Genomic DNA, 18,460 nt, shown 5'->3' on the forward strand with positions numbered 1-18,460 from the left:
ATGAAGAGGGGGACACCGTTTCCGGTGTCCCCCTCGGGGCTGCTAGTCGCGGGCCGCGGTCAGGTGTTCAGCGTGTTCCTGTAGGGAACGCACTCCCACGTCGCCGTGGTTGAGGGCGTCGATGCCCTGGACGGCGGCGGCGAGCGCCTGGACCGTGGTGAGGCAGGGCACGGAACGCGCGACGGCGGCGGTGCGGATCTCGTAGCCGTCGAGCCGGCCGCCGGTGCCGTACGGGGTGTTGACGATCAGGTCGACCTCGCCGTCGTGGATGAGCTGGACGATGGTCCGCTCCCCGTTCGGCCCGGTTCCCTCGGACTGCTTGCGCACGATGGTGGCGTGGATGCCGTTGCGCTTGAGGACCTCGGCCGTGCCGGACGTGGCGAGCAGCTCGAAGCCGTGCGCGACCAGTTCGCGGGCCGGGAAGATCATGGACCGCTTGTCCCGGTTGGCGACCGAGATGAACGCCCGGCCCTTGGTCGGCAGCGGCCCGTAGGCGCCCGCCTGCGACTTGGCGTAGGCGGTGCCGAAGACGGAGTCGATGCCCATGACCTCGCCGGTGGAGCGCATCTCCGGGCCGAGCACGGTGTCGACACCGCGGCCGTGGATGTCGCGGAAGCGCGACCACGGCATGACCGCCTCCTTGACGGAGATCGGCGCGTCGAACGGCATCTCCCCGCCGTCGCCGCTCGCCGGCAGCAGCCCTTCGGCGCGCAGCTCGGCGATGGTCGCGCCCAGCGAGATCCGGGCGGCGGCCTTGGCGAGCGGCACCGCGGTGGCCTTCGAGGTGAAGGGAACCGTGCGGGACGCGCGCGGGTTGGCCTCGAGGACGTACAGGATGTCCCCGGCCATGGCGAACTGGATGTTGATCAGACCACGAACCCCGACACCGCGCGCGATGGCCTCGGTGGAGGTGCGCAGCCGCTTGATGTCGTGCCCGCCGAGGGTGATCGGGGGCAGCGCGCAGGCGGAGTCGCCGGAGTGGATACCGGCCTCCTCGATGTGCTCCATGACGCCGCCGAGGTACAGCTCCTCGCCGTCGTAGAGCGCGTCGACGTCGATCTCGATGGCGTCGTCGAGGAACCGGTCCACGAGCACCGGCCGCGAGGGGCTGATCTCGGTGGACTCCGCGATGTAGGCGGACAGCCGGGTCTCGTCGTAGACGATCTCCATGCCGCGACCGCCGAGCACGTAGGAGGGGCGGACGAGGACCGGGTAGCCGATCTCGTCGGCGATCGCCTTGGCCTCGGTGAAGGTCGTCGCGGTGCCGTGCTTGGGGGCGGGCAGGCCCGCCTCGGCCAGCACCCGGCCGAACGCGCCGCGGTCCTCGGCGGCGTGGATGGCCTCGGGCGAGGTGCCGACGATCGGCACGCCGTTGTCCTTGAGCGCCTGCGACAGGCCGAGCGGGGTCTGCCCGCCGAGCTGGACGACCACACCGGCGACCGGACCGGCCTGCCGTTCGGCGTGCACGATCTCCAGCACGTCCTCCAGCGTCAGCGGCTCGAAGTACAGGCGGTCGGAGGTGTCGTAGTCGGTGGAGACGGTCTCCGGGTTGCAGTTGACCATCACCGTCTCGTACCCGGCGTCGGACAGCGCGAAGGACGCGTGGACGCAGGAGTAGTCGAACTCGATGCCCTGGCCGATCCGGTTCGGGCCCGAGCCGAGGATGATCACCGCGGGCTTCTCTCGCGGCGCGACCTCGGTCTCCTCGTCGTAGGAGGAGTAGAAGTACGGCGTCCGCGCGGCGAACTCGGCGGCGCAGGTGTCGACCGTCTTGTAGACCGGACGGATGCCGAGCGCGTGCCGGACCTCGCGGACCACGTCCTCGCGCAGGCCCCGGATCTCGCCGATCTGCACGTCGGAGAAGCCGTGCCGCTTCGCCTCGGCGAGCAGCTCGGGGGTCAGCTCCGGTGCCTCGGCCAGCTCGTCGGCGATCTCCTTGATCAGGAAGAGCTGGTCCACGAACCACGGGTCGATCTTCGTGGCGCGGAAGACCTCGTCCGGCGTGGCTCCGGCCCGGATGGCTCCCATGACGGCGTTGATCCGGCCGTCGGTCGGGCGCACGGCCTCGCGCAGCAGCTCGTCCTTGTCGCCGGGCTCGCCGGTGAAGGCGAACTGGCTGCCCTTCTTCTCCAGCGAGCGCAGCGCCTTCTGGAAGGCCTCGGTGAAGTTGCGGCCGATGGCCATGGCCTCGCCGACCGACTTCATGGTGGTGGTGAGGGTGGAGTCCGCCTGCGGGAACTTCTCGAACGCGAATCGCGGCGCCTTCACGACCACATAGTCGAGGGTCGGCTCGAAGGAGGCCGGGGTCTCCTGCGTGATGTCGTTGGGGATCTCATCCAGCGTATAGCCGACAGCCAGCTTCGCGGCGATCTTCGCGATCGGGAAGCCAGTCGCCTTGGAGGCGAGCGCGGAGGAGCGCGACACACGCGGGTTCATCTCGATGACGATGACCCGGCCGTCCTCGGGGTTGACCGCGAACTGGATGTTGCAGCCGCCGGTGTCGACGCCGACCTCGCGGATCACGGCGATGCCGACGTCCCGCAGGATCTGGTACTCGCGGTCGGTCAGGGTCATCGCCGGGGCGACGGTGATCGAGTCGCCGGTGTGCACGCCCATCGGGTCGAAGTTCTCGATGGAGCAGACGACCACGACGTTGTCGTGCTTGTCGCGCATCAGCTCCAGCTCGTACTCCTTCCAGCCGAGGATGGACTCCTCCAGGAGGACCTCGGTGGTGGGCGAGAGGGTGAGGCCCTGACCGGCGATGCGGCGCAGCTCCTCCTCGTCGTGGGCGAAGCCGGAGCCGGCGCCGCCCATGGTGAAGGAGGGGCGGACGACGACGGGGTAGCCGCCGAGCGTGTCGACGCCCGCGAGGACGTCGTCCATGGAGTGGCAGATGACCGATCGGGCGGACTCGCCGTGGCCGATCTTCTGCCGGACGGCCTCGACGACCAGCTTGAACTGCTCGCGGTCCTCGCCCTTGTGGATTGCTTCGACGTTGGCGCCGATCAGTTCGACGCCGTACTTCTCCAGGACGCCGTTGTCGTGCAGCGAGATGGCCGTGTTGAGGGCCGTCTGGCCGCCCAGGGTGGGCAGCAGCGCGTCCGGCCGCTCCTTGGCGATGATCTTCTCGACGAACTCGGGGGTGATCGGCTCGACGTAGGTGGCGTCGGCGATCTCCGGGTCGGTCATGATCGTCGCCGGGTTGGAGTTGACGAGGACGACACGCAGGCCCTCGGCCCTCAGTACCCGGCACGCCTGGGTGCCGGAGTAGTCGAACTCGGCGGCCTGGCCGATGACGATCGGGCCGGAGCCGATGACCAGGACGGACTGGATATCGGTGCGCTTAGGCACGCTGGCCCTCCATCAGGGATACGAAGCGGTCGAACAGGTAGGCGGCGTCGTGCGGACCCGCGGCTGCTTCGGGGTGGTACTGGACGCTGAAGGCCGGCCTGTCGAGGAGCTGGAGGCCCTCCACCACGTTGTCGTTGAGACAGACGTGGGAGACCTCGGCACGGCCGTAGGGGGTCTCGGAGACCTGGTCGAGCGGGGCGTCCACGGCGAAGCCGTGGTTGTGCGCGGTGACCTCGACCTTGCCGGTCGTACGGTCCTGCACCGGCTGGTTGATGCCGCGGTGGCCGTACTTCAGCTTGTAGGTGCCGAAGCCGAGGGCGCGGCCGAGGATCTGGTTGCCGAAGCAGATGCCGAAGAGCGGGGTGCCGCGGTCCAGGACGGCCCGCATGACGGAGACCGGGTGGTCGGCGGTGGACGGGTCTCCGGGACCGTTGGAGAAGAACACCCCGTCGGGGTCGACCGCGTACACGTCCTCGGCCGTCGCGGTGGCGGGCAGCACGTGCACCTCGATGCCGCGCTCGGCCATCCGGTGCGGGGTCATGCCCTTGATGCCGAGGTCGACGGCGGCGACCGTGAACTTCTTCTCGCCGATCGCCGGGACGACGTACGCCTCCTTGGTGGCCACCTCGGCGGAGAGGTCGGCGCCCGCCATCTCGGGAGCCTGGCGCACCTCGGCCAGCATGGTGCCCGCGTCGGGCAGCGCGTTGCCGGAGAAGATGCCGACGCGCATGGCGCCGCGCTCGCGCAGATGGCGGGTGAGCGCGCGGGTGTCGATGCCCGAGATGCCGACGACGCCCTGGTGGCGCAGTTCCTCGTCCAGCGAGCGGGTGGCCCGCCAGTTGGACGGCACACGCGCGGGGTCGCGCACGACGTATCCGGCGACCCAGATCCGCTTCGACTCGGGGTCCTCGTCGTTGACGCCGGTGTTGCCGACGTGCGGGGCGGTCATCACCACGACCTGCCGGTGGTACGACGGGTCGGTGAGGGTCTCCTGGTAGCCGGTCATGCCGGTGGAGAACACGGCTTCGCCGAAGGTCACCCCCACGGCCCCGTAGGAGCGGCCGCGGAAGACCCGGCCGTCCTCCAGGACGAGTACCGCGGGAGCACCCTTGTGCCTCTGCGAGGCGGCTCCCTTGATGGAGGTCGTCATCGTTCGGCGCCTTCCGTGCTGGTTGTCTTGATCATTGAGTTGATGGCGTCGGCCCACTCGCCGTGCTCGGCCGCGTGGTCGGAGCGGAAGCCGGAGTCGATCAGCCGGTCGCCGTGCGCCCAGGTCACCACGAGCAGTCCGCCCTCGGTGAGGACCTTGCCCGCGATGCCCTTGTCGAGCCGGGCCTCGCGCAGCGCGGCGGCGGGGACGAAGAAGTCGGCCGCTCCCGGACGTACGACCACGAGGCCCGCGTCCGTCAGGTTCAGCTCGGCGCGGCTTCGGGTGCCGAGGCCGTGGGCCACGATGCGGTCGAGCCACTGCCCGGCGGTGGTCGAGCCGTGGTAGCGCCCGCTCATCGTCAGTCTGGCCGCACCGGGCCGGTCCGGCGCGCTGGGCAGCTCGGGCAGGTCGCCCTGGAGCGTTCCGCGCCACTTCCAGCCCTCGCGCATCAGCCAGTAGACGAGCGCGACGAACAGGACGAGTCCGACGAGCCAGCCCGCGCGGGCGCCCCAGTCGGTGACCTCGGCCGACTCCTTGTCGGCGGCGAGGCCGGTGGCGAGTGAGGCGGCGAGCAGAGTTGCAGGTGTCACGTGAGCTTCCCGTCGACGAGCGTGGCCTTGCCCCGCAGCCACGTGTGGGTGACACGGCCCGGCAGCTCGCGTCCCTCGTAGGGAGTGTTGCGGCTGCGCGAGGCGAAGCCCGCGGGGTCCACCGGAGCACGGTATTCCGTGTCGACGAGGGTGAGGTTGGCGGGCTCACCTGCCGAGACGGGACGGCCGTGCCCCTTGGCCTGTCCGATGCGCGCGGGCATCGCGGACATCCGCTCGGCGACACCGGCCCAGTCCAGCAGCCCCGTGTCCACCATGGTCTCCTGGACCACCGACAGCGCGGTCTCCAGGCCGACCATGCCCATGGCGGCCGCGGCCCACTCGCAGTCCTTGTCCTCGTGCGGGTGGGGGGCGTGGTCGGTGGCGACGATGTCGATCGTGCCGTCGGCGAGCGCCTCGCGCAGGGCCAGCACGTCGCGCTCGGTGCGCAGCGGCGGGTTGACCTTGTAGACCGGGTTGTACGTGCGCACCATCTCGTCCGTCAGGAGCAGGTGGTGCGGGGTGACCTCGGCCGTGACGTCGATGCCGCGGGACTTGGCCCAGCGGATGATCTCGACGGACCCGGCGGTGGACAGGTGGCAGATGTGCACTCGGGAGCCGACGTGCTCGGCGAGCAGGACGTCGCGGGCGATGACCGACTCCTCGGCGACGGCCGGCCAGCCGCCGAGACCCAGTTCGGCGGAGACGACGCCCTCGTTCATCTGGGCGCCCTCGGTCAGCCGCGGCTCCTGCGCGTGCTGGGCGACGACGCCGCCGAAGGCCTTCACGTACTCCAGCGCGCGCCGCATGATCACGGCGTCGTCCACGCACTTGCCGTCGTCGGAGAAGACGGTCACGCCGGCCGCGGACTCGTGCATGGCGCCGAGTTCGGCGAGCTTGCGGCCCTCCAGGCCGACGGTGACGGCGCCGATGGGCTGCACGTCGCAGTAGCCGTGTTCCTGGCCGAGCCGGTAGACCTGCTCGACCACTCCCGCGGTGTCGGCGACCGGGAAGGTGTTGGCCATGGCGAAGACGGCCGTGTAGCCGCCGGTGGCGGCCGCTCGGGTGCCGGTCAGGACGGTCTCGGAGTCCTCGCGGCCGGGCTCGCGCAGATGGGTGTGCAGGTCGACCAGGCCCGGCAGCAGTACCTTGCCTGCGGCCTCCAAGACCTCGGCGCCCTCGGCGGTCAGTCCGGTGCCGACGGCGGCGATGGTCTCGCCGTCGATCAGGACGTCCTGCGGCTCGCCGCCGAGCACGCGCGCACCACGGATCAGGATCTTGCTCATGGGTCTTACTTCTCCTCGGGGGTGCGGGCGTGGGTGTCGGCGGGCGTGTTCCGCGGATCGAAGACGGCGCCGCCGAGCAGCAGGTACAGGACGGCCATGCGGATGGAGACCCCGTTGGCGACCTGCTCGACCACGGTGCAGCGCTCGGAGTCGGCGACCTCGGCGGTGATCTCCATGCCGCGGACCATCGGGCCGGGGTGCATCACGATGGCGTGCTCGGGCATGCGCGCCATGCGGTCGCCGTCGAGGCCGTAGCGGCGCGAGTACTCGCGCTCGGTCGGGAAGAAGGCGGCGTTCATGCGCTCGCGCTGGACGCGCAGCATCATCACGGCGTCGGACTTCGGCAGGACCCTGTCGATGTCGTACGACACCTCGCAGGGCCAGTGCTCGACGCCGACCGGTACCAGGGTGGGCGGTGCGACCAGGGTGACCTCGGCGCCGAGGGTGTGCAGCAGGTCGACATTGGAGCGGGCGACGCGGCTGTGCAGCACGTCGCCGACGATGGTGATGCGCCGGCCGGCGAGGTCCTTGCCGATTCCGGCGTCCCGGCCGACCAGGCGGCGGCGCATGGTGAACGCGTCGAGCAGGGCCTGGGTGGGGTGCTGGTGGGTGCCGTCGCCGGCGTTGACGACCACCGCGTCGATCCAGCCGGAGTTGGCCAGGCGGTACGGGGCCCCCGAGGCGCCGTGCCGGATGACCACGGCGTCGACACCCATGGCCTCCAGGGTCTGGGCGGTGTCCTTGAGGGACTCGCCCTTGGAGACGCTCGATCCCTTGGCGGAGAAGTTGATGACGTCCGCGGACAGGCGCTTCTCCGCGGCCTCGAAGGAGATCCGGGTGCGCGTGGAGTCCTCGAAGAAGAGGTTGACGATGGTGCGGCCGCGCAGGGTCGGCAGTTTCTTGATCGGCCGGTCGGCGACCCGGGCCATCTCCTCGGCGGTGTCGAGGATCAGGACGGCGTCGTCACGGGTGAGGTCGGCGGCCGAGATGAGATGACGCTGCATCTGTCAGGCTCCGTAAGGCAGTTCGGGAGGATTCGGGCAGACGGGTGCGTGCAGGGGTGCACTGAGCGGGCGTACGCCTCAGGGCGCACGCCGGAGTGCTACTGCTGCCGCTCGCCCGGGGCGTCCGGCTTGGCACCGAGCAGCACGGTGTCGCGACCGTCCTCCTCGGCGAGCTGGACCTTGACCGTCTCCCGCAGCGACGTCGGGAGGTTCTTGCCCACGTAGTCGGCGCGGATGGGCAGTTCTCGGTGGCCGCGGTCGACGAGCACCGCGAGCTGGACCGCGCGGGGGCGCCCGATGTCGTTCAGGGCGTCGAGGGCGGCGCGGATGGTGCGGCCGGAGAAGAGCACGTCGTCGACGAGGACGACCAGCCGGCCGTCGATGCCGTCACCGGGGATCTCGGTGCGGGCGAGCGCCCGCGGCGGCTGCATGCGCAGGTCGTCGCGGTACATGGTGATGTCGAGGGAGCCGACCGGGATCGTGCGGCCGGTGATCTGCTCGAGCTTGCCGGCGAGCCGCCGGGCGAGGAAGACGCCCCGGGTCGGGATGCCGAGGAGCACCACGTCGTCGGCGCCCTTGGCGCGTTCGACGATCTCGTGGGCGATGCGGGTCAGCACCCGTGCGATGTCGGGGCCTTCGAGCACGGGCCGGGCATCGGACGTTTGCGTGTCATGCGTGTCCATAAGAAACGGACCTCCTTCTCCGCCTCACGGGACGGACCTTAAAGGACGTCGGAATTGCGCCCTACACGTTAGCAGGCGACCGGACGTGCCTGATCACCCCCTTGGCGTAATCGGACATCGCTACCACGGAAGAGTCGGTGTGGACCATTCGGCTTGACGCAGAAGAATCACGCTGCGTAACCTCACAGTGAGTTACCAGCCGCGCGGCCCGGAAACACATCCGGCCGCGTCGACACAGTGTCCGGGGAGCCATATGTCCAGCGAATACGCCAAACAGCTCGGGGCCAAGCTCCGGGCCATCCGCACCCAGCAGGGCCTTTCCCTCCACGGTGTCGAGGAGAAGTCCCAGGGACGCTGGAAGGCGGTCGTGGTCGGTTCGTACGAGCGCGGCGACCGCGCCGTCACTGTTCAGCGCCTCGCGGAGCTGGCCGACTTCTATGGTGTTCCGGTGCAGGAGCTGCTGCCGGGCACCACGCCGGGCGGGGCCGCCGAGCCGCCGCCGAAGCTGGTCCTGGACCTGGAGCGGCTCGCCACGGTCCCGGCCGAGAAGGCAGGCCCCCTCCAGCGGTACGCGGCGACGATCCAGTCCCAGCGCGGTGACTACAACGGCAAGGTGCTGTCGATCCGCCAGGACGACCTGCGCACCCTTGCCGTCATCTACGACCAGTCCCCCTCGGTGCTGACCGAGCAGCTGATCAGCTGGGGCGTGCTCGACGCGGACGCGCGCCGCGCGGTTGCCGCCCACGAGGAGGGCTGACCGACCGGGCCCGACCGGGCCCGCGAGCAGAAACGTGCCGCCGGGGTGGCCGGAACTCGATGGTTCCGGCCACCCCGGCGGCGTTCTGCGGGCCTCAAAGGGCTCGCGTGTACGGATACGCCGAAGGGCCCGCAGCAGTCGCGCTGCGGGCCCTTCGGCGTATCGGGCTCCAGGAGGCCTGCGGGGCTCCGTCAGGCCTCGTCCCGGCGCAGCGAGGGCTTGAGCTCCTTCAGCCTGCCGAGCAGGCCGTTGACGAACGAGGGCGACTCGTCCGTGGAGAACTCCTTCGCCAGTTCCACCATCTCGTCGAGGACGACGGCGTCCGGGGTCTCGTCGACCCAGATCAGCTCGTGGGCGCCCAGGCGCAGGATGTTGCGGTCCACGACCGGCATCCGGTCGAGCGTCCAGCCGACCGAGTACTGGGCGATCAGGTCGTCGATGCGCCGGGCGTGCTCGGCGTACCCCTCGACCAGCTGCATCGTGTACTCGCTGACCGGCGGCTGCCGGTCGTCGGTCCTGGACAGCCGGACCCAGTCCGCGAGGACCGTCAGGACGTCGGCCCCGCGCTGGTCGCCCTCGAAGAGGATCTGGAAGGCACGTTTGCGGGCCGTGTTACGGGCAGCCACGGTTAGCTGTTCACCCGGCCGAGGTAGTCGCTCGTGCGGGTGTCGACCTTGATCTTCTCGCCGGTGGTGATGAAGAGCGGGACCTGGATCTGGTGGCCGGTCTCCAGGGTGGCGGGCTTGGTGCCACCGGTGGAGCGGTCGCCCTGGACACCAGGCTCGGTCTCGGCGATGACCAGCTCGACGGCGGCGGGCAGCTCGACGAAGAGCACCTCGCCCTCGTGCTGGGCGACGGTGGCGGTGAAGCCCTCGATCAGGAAGTTGGCGGCGTCACCCACGGACTTGCGGTCGACCATGAGCTGGTCGTACGTGTCCATGTCCATGAAGACGAAGTACTCGCCGTCCATGTACGAGAACTGCATGTCGCGCTTGTCGATCGTGGCCGTCTCGACCTTGACGCCGGCGTTGAACGTCTTGTCGACGACCTTGCCGGAGAGCACGTTCTTCAGCTTGGTGCGCACGAAGGCCGGGCCCTTGCCGGGCTTGACGTGCTGGAACTCGACGACGGACCAGAGCTGGCCTCCGTCGAGCTTGAGCACCAGGCCGTTCTTGAGGTCGTTCGTGGAAGCCACGGTTGCGGAATCTCCTGGACTGACGTACGACCCCGGACCGCGCGCTTCAGTTACAGCGCGAGCAGCTCCTTGGTCGTGATGGTGAGTAGCTCGGGTCCGCCGTCCGCCTCGGGGCGCACGACGAGCGTGTCATCGATCCGGACACCGCCCCGGCCCGGAAGGTGAACCCCGGGTTCGACGGTGACTGGCACGCAAGCGTCCAGTTTACCCATGGTCGTGGGAGCCAACTGCGGGTCCTCGTCGATTTCGAGTCCGACACCGTGTCCGGTGAGCGGTTGCAGCCGCTCACCGTATCCCGCGGAGTCCAGTACCTGCCGTGCCGCACGGTCCACGTCCCGGTAGGCGGCGCCGGGCGCCAGAGCCTCCCGTCCGGCTCGCTGAGCGGTGAAGACCAGGTCGTACAGGTCGATCTGCCAGTCGGCGGGCGAGGTGCCGATCACGAAGGTACGGCCGATCTCGCAGCGGTAGCCGCGGTAGGTGGCGCCGAGACAGACGGAGAGGAAGTCGCCCTCCTCCACCCGACGGTCGGTGGGCCGGTGGCCGCGGCGGCCGGAGTTCGGGCCGGTGGCCACGGAGGTGGGGAAGCCGGGCCCGTCGGCGCCGTGATCGACCAGGCGCCGTTCCAGTTCCAGCGCGAGATGCCGCTCGGTGCGGCCGACCAGGATGGACTCCAGCAGCTCGCCGAGAGCCTGGTCGGCGATCTCGGCGCCGATCCGGAGACAGGAGATCTCCTCCTCGTCCTTGACCACCCTGAGCTGCTCGACGGCACCGCCCAGGTCGGCGAGGCGCACCCGGGGGGCGACCGATCCGACCGCCCGGTGCCGGGCGACGGTGAGGTGGTGCTCCTCCACGGCGAGGGAGTCGGCCCGCCGCTCCCCGGCGATGCCGGCGGCGGCGACGGCGGGGTCCCCAGGGCCGTTCAGCACATGGACCGGCAGGGTCTCGTCCGGCCGCCCCTCGGCCGGACGGTCGTCCGGCGGATGCGGGCAGACCAGCACGTCCTCGCACCTGCCGAGCAGCAGGACGGCGCCGTGCGGGGCGGGGCCCGCGAGATAGCGCACATTGGCGGGACGTGTGATCAGCGCCGCCGTGCTGCCGCTCGCGCTGCACCGTTCCCGCAGCCGCGTTCGACGGCTCGCGTACACGTCTGACATGACACGAGCGTAGGAGTCGTGGCGGGATTGTGCCGGTTGGAGGGGTTCGGTCGGGGGACGGCAGGGTTTCCACCGTCGCGCCCGGCCGCGCCGCCTCCGGTCCTACCAGTTCGGCGGGCTGGCTATCGCCCTGGCCAGGACCTCGTCCAGGGCCCTCGCCGTGCCCGGCACGTCCATCTGGGAGTTGTCGATGATCGGGAGGCCCGAGCCGTACCAGCCGGCCATACGGCCGTGGATGCGGGCCACCTCCTCGTCGGCGAGCCTGCGGTTGCCCCTCCGTTCGGCGTTGCGCTCCAGGACGACGTCCAGTCCCGGCAGCAGCACCACCGGGAGCAGGCCGGGCCCCACATGCCGCTTCCAGCCGCCGAGGCCGACGGCGGGCCGGTCGGGGAAGACGGCGTCGTCCAGGATGCAGGAGATGCCGTTGGCCAGGAAGTTGCGCGCGGCGAAGCCACAGGTGCGGCGGGCCAGCCGGTACTGCGCCTCCGAGCTGTCGTTCCACCCCGACTGTGGGTCGGCGAACCCCGCCCGCACCCATTCGCGTACGTCGTCGAGGCTGATGTGGGCGGTGGGCACCCGGCGGTGGTCCGCCCAGTGCTTGGCCACACTCGTCTTGCCCGCGCCCGCCGGGCCGATCAGCAGCACGGCCAGCGTCGTCGCGGCGAGGTCGGGCGCGGCGGCCGTGGCGGGCGGCACGCTCGGCATGGTGACGGGGCCGCCCGGCGGCAGGGGCACATGGCCGGTGGTGGTGTCGGGCGCCGGCGGGACGGGGACGTGCTGCGGGGACGGGGGCGGCACCGGTCCCGCCGGGACCCCGCTGAATCCGGGCACCGGTGGCGGCGGGGGCACGGGTGCGGGACCCTGGTGGGTTCCCGGCTGGTGCGGGCCCGGGTGGTGTGCGGCCGGTGACCAGCCGTCCGCCGGTCCCTGCCCCGGCCGGTGGGGCGGCGGCAGCGGCGGCCCCACTGCGTGCTGCATCCGGTGCGACTCCGTCTCGTTCTTCCGACTCGTGCTTCTTGCCCTGTTCACGCTCGCCGTGGGCAACGGCGGCGGGTGCGGACCCGCTCGCTACCGAACGGTACCGCCCCCGGCCGTCGTTTGGTGAAACGGCCGGGGGCGGTCCGAAGTGCCCGCCGGGCGGGGTGAATCGGGCGGAAGGAGCGCGGGCCGGCCTACTGGCCCACTTCTCCGTACGCGGCGAGGAGCACCGCCGGGTCGGGCGCCTCGAGCACGGTCGGCTTGGCGAGGCCGTCGAGGACGATGAAGCGCAGGCGGTCACCGCGGGACTTCTTGTCGACCTTCATCGTCTCCACCAGCTTGGGCCACTGGTCGTAGCGGTAGTGCAGCGGCAGTCCGACCGACTCCAGGACGGCGCGATGGCGGTCGGCCGTGGCGTCGTCCAACCGGCCCGCCAGGCGGCCGAGTTCGGCGGCGAAGTGCATTCCGACCGAGACCGCGGCTCCGTGCCGCCACTGGTAGCGCTCGTTCTTCTCGATGGCGTGGCCGAGCGTGTGGCCGTAGTTGAGGATCTCGCGCAGGCCGGACTCCTTGAGGTCGGCGGAGACGACCTCCGCCTTGACCCGGATGGAGCGCTCGATCAGTTCGGCGGTGTGCGGGCCGGCCGGGGTGCGGGCGGCCCGGGGGTCGGACTCGATGAGGTCCAGGATCACCGGGTCGGCGATGAACCCGGCCTTGATGATCTCGGCGAGTCCGGAGACGTAGTCGTTGACCGGCAGCGACTCCAGGGCGGCCAGGTCGCACAGCACACCCGCGGGCGGGTGGAAGGCTCCGACCAGGTTCTTGCCCTCGGCCGTGTTGATGCCGGTCTTGCCGCCGACGGCGGCGTCGACCATGGCCAGCACGGTCGTCGGGACGGCGATCCAGCGGACCCCGCGCAGCCAGGTCGCCGCCACGAACCCGGCCAGGTCGGTGGTGGCGCCGCCGCCGACGCCGACGATGACGTCGCTGCGGGTGAACCCGGACTGGCCGAGCGCCTTCCAGCAGTAGGCGGCGACCTCGGCGGTCTTGGCCTCCTCCGCGTTGGGCACCTGCACGGCCACGGCCTCGTAGCCCTGCTCCGCCAGGTCGGCGCGGAGCGCGTCGCCGGTCTCGGCGAGCGCCTCGGGGTGGATCACGGCGACCCGCCTGGCCTTGTCGCCGACCAGCCCGGCCAGCTCACCCAGGAGTTGACGGCCCACCAGGACCTCGTACGGCTCGGTGCCCGCCGAGCCGCCGACCTGGATCCGCGTCACTGCCTCGCTCATGCTTCCTTCAACTCCAGTGCGTCCAGTGCTGCTCGGGTGACCTCTTCCGGCGTGCGGCCGTCGGTGGGTACGACAGCCGTGGCGACCTCCTCGTAGAGGTGCCGGCGTGCCTCCATCAGTTCGCGCCACTGCTTGCGCGGGTTGACGGCGAGCAGCGGCCGGGCCACGCCCAGACCGGTGCGTCTGACAGCCTCCTCGACGTCCATCGAGAGGTAGAGCACGCGGTGCCCGGCCAGCAGCGCGCGGGTGTCCGTGTCGAGGATCGCGCCGCCGCCGAGCGAGAGAACGCCCGGGTGCCCGGCGAGCGCCGTGCGCACCGCCTGCTTCTCGACGGCGCGGAAGGCGGGCTCGCCGTCCTCCACGAAGATGTCCGCGATGCTCCGGCCCCCGGCGGCCACGATGTCGTCGTCGGTGTCCCGGTAGCCGACGCCCAGCCGTTCGGCCAGCAACTGTCCGACGGTGGACTTGCCGACGCCCATCGGGCCGACCAGGACGACCACAGGCACGGTGCTCACCGGATCCGGAGGCTGTCGAGGTACGACTGGACGTTGCGGCGGGTCTCCGGCACGGAGTCGCCGCCGAACTTCTCGGCCACCGCGTCGGCCAGCACCAGCGCCACCATGGCCTCGGCGACGATGCCGGCGGCCGGCACCGCGCACACGTCGGAGCGCTGGTGATGGGCCTGGGTGGCCTCGCCGGTCGCCACGTCCACCGTCCGCAGCGCCCGCGGGACGGTCGCGATCGGCTTCATCGCCGCGCGCACGCGCAGCAGCTCGCCCGTGGACAGGCCGCCCTCGGTGCCGCCGGAACGGCCCGAGGTACGCCGGATGCCCTCGTCCGTGGTGACGATCTCGTCATGTGCCTTGGAGCCCGGCACACGGGCCAGGTCGAAGCCGTCGCCGACCTCGACGCCCTTGATCGCCTGGATGCCCATCAGCGCGGCCGCGAGCCGGGCGTCCAGGCGCCGGTCCCAGTGCACGTGGGAGCCGAGCCCGACCGGTACGCCGTAGGCCAGCACCTCGACCACACCGCCCAGCGTGTCGCCGTCCTTGTGGGCCTGGTCGATCTCCGCGACCATCGCCTTCGAGGCGTCCGCGTCCAGGCAGCGCACCGGGTCCTCGTCCAGCCGCTCGACGTCGGCCGGGGTGGGGTAGACGCCGTACGGCGCCTTCGCCGCGGCCAGCTCGACCACGTGCGAGACGATCTCGATACCGGCGGTCTCCTTCAGGTACGACCGGGCGACCGCGCCCAGTGCCACCCGAGCCGCCGTCTCCCGCGCCGAGGCCCGCTCCAGGATCGGCCGGGCTTCGTCGAAGCCGTACTTCTGCATGCCCGCGAGGTCCGCGTGGCCGGGGCGCGGCCGGGTCAGCGGGGCGTTGCGGGCGAGTCCGCCGAGGATCTCGGGGTCGACCGGGTCGGCGGCCATGACCTGTTCCCACTTCGGCCACTCGGTGTTGCCCACCATGACCGCGATCGGGGAGCCGAGGGTGAGGCCGTGCCGGACGCCGCCGAGGAAGGTGACCTCGTCCCGCTCGAACTTCATCCGCGCACCCCGGCCATAGCCGAGGCGCCGACGCGCGAGGTGGTCCGCGACCATCTCGGTGGTGATCGGCACGCCGGCGGGAAGACCCTCCAGCGTCGCGACGAGTGCGGGACCGTGCGACTCACCCGCGGTCAGCCAACGCAGCCTGCTCAACGATGCTCCTCAGTGCTCGCGCCCGGTACTGCCCTGCGTACGCGTGTCCTCGCGTACGGCGACGGCCCGGCCGGGTGCGCGGCCCCGGCCCGCCACTTCCGATCCTCCCACGTCCGCGGCGGTGTCCGGCCGCCGGTCCAGCTGACGGGACGCGGGACGGGAAGGAGCGGGAGGGAAACGGGATGTCCGACGGGCCTTCCGGCAGCCCCTAGCGGGCGGCGAGCGCCCTCTCCCCGGCCCGGCGCATGACGTCCAGTGGGGCCGGAGCGCACGCGGTCATCTGTTCGACCTGAAGGACTGCTTGGTGCACCAGCAGGTCGAGGCCGCTGACGACGGCACCGCCGAACATGGACCAGCGGGCGGCGAGGGCGGTGGGCCAGGGGTCGTAGAGCACGTCGAAGAGGGTGACCGGTCGTTCGGGTACGGCGGTGGCGAGCGCGTCGGTGGCACCGGCGGGCGTGGTGGCGATCACGAGCGGGGCGTGCAGGGCCTCGGCCGCGTCGTCCCAGCCGGCCGTGCGGACCTCGATGTCGAGCCGCTCGCCCCACTGCCGCATCTCGGCGGCCCGCGTGTCGCTGCGGACGTAGGCGACGACCTCGCCGGTGCAGACGCGGGCGAGGGCGGCCAGGGCGGAGGAAGCGGTGGCGCCCGCGCCGAGGACGGCCGCGGAGTCGACCTGCTCGATGCCGTGTTCACGGAGGGCGGCCACGATGCCGGGGATGTCGGTGTTGTCCCCGAGGTATCGCCCGTCGTCGGTGCGGAGCACCGTGTTGACGGCGTCGACGGAGGCGGCCGTCTCGCTGATCTCGTCCAGCAACGGGATGACCGCCCGCTTCAGCGGCATGGTCAGCGACAGCCCCGCCCACTCGGGACCGAGCTCCTCGAAGAAGCCGGGCAGTCCGGCTTCGTCCACCTCGAAGCGGTCGTACGACCAGCCGTCGAGCCCGAGCGCCTGGTACGCGGCCCGGTGCAGCACCGGGGAGAGCGAGTGGGCGATGGGCGCGCCGAGCACGGCCGCCCGACGGGCGTCAGTGGCCCGAGGTGGCATTGAACTTGTCCTTGAGCTTCTGGAATTCGGAGTAGGTCTTGGCGAACTCGGTGTTGCTCTGGCCGTCGGTCGCCACGAAGTAGACCCAGCCGTCGTCGGTCGGGCTCAGCGCCGCCTTCAGCGCGTCGTCGCCGGGGTTGCCGATGGGACCGGGCGGCAGGCCCTTGTTGGTGTAGGTGTTGTACGGGTCCCTGTTGCTGTTGATCTCGGACTCGCTGATGTGGATGTTGCTCGTGCCCTTCAGGTAGTTGAAGGTCGAGTCGAACTGGAGAAGCCGGTTGGTCTCGGTGTTCGTGGTCTTGAGACGGTTGTAGATCACTTCCGCCATCTTGCGGAAGTCGTCGTGGGTCTTGCCCTCGGCCTGCACCAGGCTCGCCACGGTGAGCATCTGCCACGGGTCGTCGAGACCCATCGACCTGGCCTTCTTCTCCAGGCCGAGCTCCCGGTACTTGGCCGCGGCCTGGGACACCATGTCCTTCAGGACGGCCTCGGGCTTCTGGCCCTTGGCCACCGGATAGCTGGAGGGGTAGAGGAAGCCTTCCAGCGGGTCCTTGACGTTCGGGTGGTTCAGCGCCCAGGCGGGCAGGCCCAGGTGCTTGTACTCCTTCTTCGCGGTGCGCGCCGTGGTGCCGTCCGGCACTTCGAGGCGCTTGTCGATCAGGCCGTAGACCGAGGCGTTCCGCAGGCCCTCGGCGATGATCAGGTTGCTGCGGCTCTTCGGGCTGAGCATCAGCTCGATCGCGCTGGCGGCCGACATGTGTTTCTGCAGGGTGTAGACGCCGTCCTGAAGCGTCTTGGCGTCGGGGTTCGCCGCCTGCGCGGAGACGAACGCGTCGACGCTCTCGACCACGCCGGCCTCCTTGAGCTTGCGGCCGATGTCGTATCCGCCCGCGCCCTTCGGAATCTCGACCGTGACGGTCTCACCGTTGCCGCTGCCCGCGTAGTCCGGGGCCACTCCGAAACGGTTTTGGTAGAACTGGTAGCCGAAGTACCCGACACCGCCGAGGCCGCCGCCGAACACCAGGACGACGACCAGGCAGGCACAACCGTTGCGTCTCTTCTTCTTGGCGCCCTTGCCGCCCTTGGCCGATTTCCCCTTGTCGTCACCGCGCACTCCGCGGCGGCCCCTCGGGGTGTCGTCGCGGACGTCGTCGTCATCGTCGTCGCCGTCCGCGAAGAACGCGTGCTCACCCTCGCCGGTCTCCGGCTCGGGCTCCGGCTGCCTGCGGCCGGGCGGCTCCGGCGGCGGATAGGCGTCCTCGGTGCCGTAGAAGTCGGGCTGCTCCCCGCCGTACGCCACGGGCTGCTGTCCGTAGGGGTCCCCGGGGTCGGCGGCGTAGGGCACGTGACCGTGGGTGCCGGTCGCGTCCCAGCCGCCCTGCTGGTACTGCGGCTGGGCCTGCGCGACGTAGTGCTGCTGCTGCTCGTAGTACTGATGCTGGGGCTGCTGCTCGGGGTACTGGTGCTGGGGCTGGTACTGCTGCTGACCGTGCTGGCCGTACCCGTGCTCCTGGCCCTGGCCCCAGTCCCCGTACTGGCCGTTCTGCGGCTGCTGCGGGTACTGCTGCTGACCGCCGTAGGCAGGCTGATGACCCGCTTGGGCCTGCTGCCCTTCCCATCCGCCGTCCCCGAACAACGGGTCCTCCGGATGCCACGGTTCGGAGCCTGGGCCCCGGCCATACTCGGTCATCTATCCCCTAGAGCCGCGAAGCGGCAGCAACACGCGGCCCGAGGGCCGCATGTCCGTTCCGCCTCATTGCTGCGCGGTGGCTATTCGAAACACCATCGCATCGCGCGGAACGTTACCGTATCGCGATCAGATGACTACTTCGACGCCCTCACCGGGTGGTCTACCTGACACCCGTTCGGATTCGAGTGCCTGCTGAAGGATGATCACCGCGGCCGCCTGATCGATGACCGAGCGTCCCTTCTTGGTGTTCACCCCCGAGGCACGCAGCCCCTGTCCGGCCGTCACTGTCGTCATCCGCTCGTCCACCAACCGCACCGACACGGGCCTGATCCCCTTGACCAGTTCCTGGGCGAAGGCCCGGACCTTCACGGCGGCCGGGCCCTCACCCCCCTTCAGGGAGCGAGGGAGGCCGACCACCACCTCGATCGGCTCGTACTCCTCGACCAGCTGCCTGAGCCGCCGGTGAGCGGCCGGGATGTCCCGGCCCGGCACGGTCTCCACCGGGGTGGCGAGGATCCCGTCGGGGTCGCACGAGGCGACCCCGATACGGGCGTCCCCGACGTCGATAGCGAGTCGACGTCCTCTGCGCATTGCT

At 70.8% G+C, this 18,460-nt stretch carries 17 protein-coding genes; 1 reads left to right on the forward strand and 16 read right to left on the reverse strand.

Features of this window, described 5'->3' with window-relative positions:
• Nucleotides 1–42: 42 nt before the first annotated feature.
• The 6 genes from carB to pyrR form a co-directional block, all read right to left on the reverse strand.
• Nucleotides 43–3,351 carry a carbamoyl-phosphate synthase large subunit gene (gene carB / locus ACIPK3_RS18615; protein ID WP_402570925.1) on the reverse strand — a complete coding sequence of 1,103 codons (3,309 nt, stop codon included), beginning with the start codon at nucleotides 3,349–3,351 and terminating at the stop codon, nucleotides 43–45.
• Nucleotides 3,344–4,501, reverse strand: a complete 1,158-nt coding sequence (gene carA / locus ACIPK3_RS18620; RefSeq protein ID WP_402570926.1) for a glutamine-hydrolyzing carbamoyl-phosphate synthase small subunit — start codon at nucleotides 4,499–4,501, stop codon at nucleotides 3,344–3,346. Before carA ends, carB begins: the two co-directional genes overlap by 8 nt.
• A complete protein-coding gene (locus ACIPK3_RS18625; RefSeq protein WP_402570927.1) occupies nucleotides 4,498–5,091 on the reverse strand; it encodes a hypothetical protein in 594 nt (197 codons plus the stop codon). Before ACIPK3_RS18625 ends, carA begins: the two co-directional genes overlap by 4 nt.
• Nucleotides 5,088–6,374, reverse strand: a complete 1,287-nt coding sequence (locus ACIPK3_RS18630) for a dihydroorotase (RefSeq protein ID WP_402570929.1) — start codon at nucleotides 6,372–6,374, stop codon at nucleotides 5,088–5,090. Before ACIPK3_RS18630 ends, ACIPK3_RS18625 begins: the two co-directional genes overlap by 4 nt.
• Nucleotides 6,375–6,379: 5 nt before the next feature.
• On the reverse strand, nucleotides 6,380–7,378 hold the full coding sequence (locus ACIPK3_RS18635; protein WP_402570931.1) for an aspartate carbamoyltransferase catalytic subunit: 999 nt from the start codon (nucleotides 7,376–7,378) through the stop codon (nucleotides 6,380–6,382).
• A 98-nt stretch (nucleotides 7,379–7,476) separates the two neighbouring features.
• Nucleotides 7,477–8,061 (reverse strand): bifunctional pyr operon transcriptional regulator/uracil phosphoribosyltransferase PyrR, encoded by a 585-nt coding sequence (gene pyrR / locus ACIPK3_RS18640; RefSeq protein ID WP_402570933.1) that lies wholly within the window; start codon nucleotides 8,059–8,061, stop codon nucleotides 7,477–7,479.
• Between the two features lie 253 nt (nucleotides 8,062–8,314).
• On the opposite strand from pyrR, the gene bldD reads away from it, so the two are divergent.
• Nucleotides 8,315–8,818 carry a transcriptional regulator BldD gene (bldD, locus tag ACIPK3_RS18645; RefSeq protein WP_086562148.1) on the forward strand — a complete coding sequence of 168 codons (504 nt, stop codon included), beginning with the start codon at nucleotides 8,315–8,317 and terminating at the stop codon, nucleotides 8,816–8,818.
• A 191-nt stretch (nucleotides 8,819–9,009) separates the two neighbouring features.
• Here bldD and nusB read toward each other — a convergent pair whose 3' ends face one another.
• The 10 genes from nusB to ruvX all read right to left on the reverse strand — a co-directional run bounded on the left by nusB (nucleotide 9,010) and on the right by ruvX (nucleotide 18,456).
• Complete coding sequence (gene nusB / locus ACIPK3_RS18650) at nucleotides 9,010–9,444, reverse strand: transcription antitermination factor NusB (protein ID WP_402570934.1); 435 nt, start codon at nucleotides 9,442–9,444, stop codon at nucleotides 9,010–9,012.
• Between the two features lie 2 nt (nucleotides 9,445–9,446).
• Nucleotides 9,447–10,013: an elongation factor P gene (gene efp / locus ACIPK3_RS18655; protein WP_402570935.1), complete on the reverse strand. Its 567-nt coding sequence runs from the start codon at nucleotides 10,011–10,013 to the stop codon at nucleotides 9,447–9,449.
• Nucleotides 10,014–10,063: 50 nt separating this feature from the next.
• On the reverse strand, nucleotides 10,064–11,167 hold the full coding sequence (locus tag ACIPK3_RS18660; RefSeq protein WP_402570936.1) for an aminopeptidase P family protein: 1,104 nt from the start codon (nucleotides 11,165–11,167) through the stop codon (nucleotides 10,064–10,066).
• Nucleotides 11,168–11,269: 102 nt separating this feature from the next.
• Nucleotides 11,270–12,145: a Pro-rich N-terminal domain-containing protein gene (locus ACIPK3_RS18665; protein ID WP_402570938.1), complete on the reverse strand. Its 876-nt coding sequence runs from the start codon at nucleotides 12,143–12,145 to the stop codon at nucleotides 11,270–11,272.
• A 194-nt stretch (nucleotides 12,146–12,339) separates the two neighbouring features.
• Nucleotides 12,340–13,431, reverse strand: coding sequence for a 3-dehydroquinate synthase (aroB, locus tag ACIPK3_RS18670; protein WP_402570940.1), 1,092 nt, complete (start codon nucleotides 13,429–13,431; stop codon nucleotides 12,340–12,342).
• On the reverse strand, nucleotides 13,428–13,910 hold the full coding sequence (locus tag ACIPK3_RS18675) for a shikimate kinase (protein ID WP_402571388.1): 483 nt from the start codon (nucleotides 13,908–13,910) through the stop codon (nucleotides 13,428–13,430). The genes aroB and ACIPK3_RS18675 overlap by 4 nt, the downstream gene beginning before the upstream one ends.
• 32 nt (nucleotides 13,911–13,942) lie before the next feature.
• The gene (aroC, locus tag ACIPK3_RS18680; protein WP_402570941.1) at nucleotides 13,943–15,127 is read right to left on the reverse strand and encodes a chorismate synthase; all 1,185 of its coding nucleotides are present in this window, start codon (nucleotides 15,125–15,127) and stop codon (nucleotides 13,943–13,945) included.
• Nucleotides 15,128–15,335: 208 nt separating this feature from the next.
• On the reverse strand, nucleotides 15,336–16,175 hold the full coding sequence (locus ACIPK3_RS18685; protein ID WP_402570942.1) for a shikimate dehydrogenase: 840 nt from the start codon (nucleotides 16,173–16,175) through the stop codon (nucleotides 15,336–15,338).
• Nucleotides 16,156–17,865: an endolytic transglycosylase MltG gene (mltG, locus tag ACIPK3_RS18690; RefSeq protein WP_402570944.1), complete on the reverse strand. Its 1,710-nt coding sequence runs from the start codon at nucleotides 17,863–17,865 to the stop codon at nucleotides 16,156–16,158. The genes ACIPK3_RS18685 and mltG overlap by 20 nt, the downstream gene beginning before the upstream one ends.
• 126 nt (nucleotides 17,866–17,991) lie before the next feature.
• Nucleotides 17,992–18,456 (reverse strand): Holliday junction resolvase RuvX, encoded by a 465-nt coding sequence (gene ruvX / locus ACIPK3_RS18695; protein ID WP_402570946.1) that lies wholly within the window; start codon nucleotides 18,454–18,456, stop codon nucleotides 17,992–17,994.
• Nucleotides 18,457–18,460 lie beyond the last annotated feature (4 nt).

It is taken from the genome of Streptomyces sp. NPDC086787, from assembly GCF_044745865.1.
Classification (GTDB): domain Bacteria; phylum Actinomycetota; class Actinomycetes; order Streptomycetales; family Streptomycetaceae; genus Streptomyces.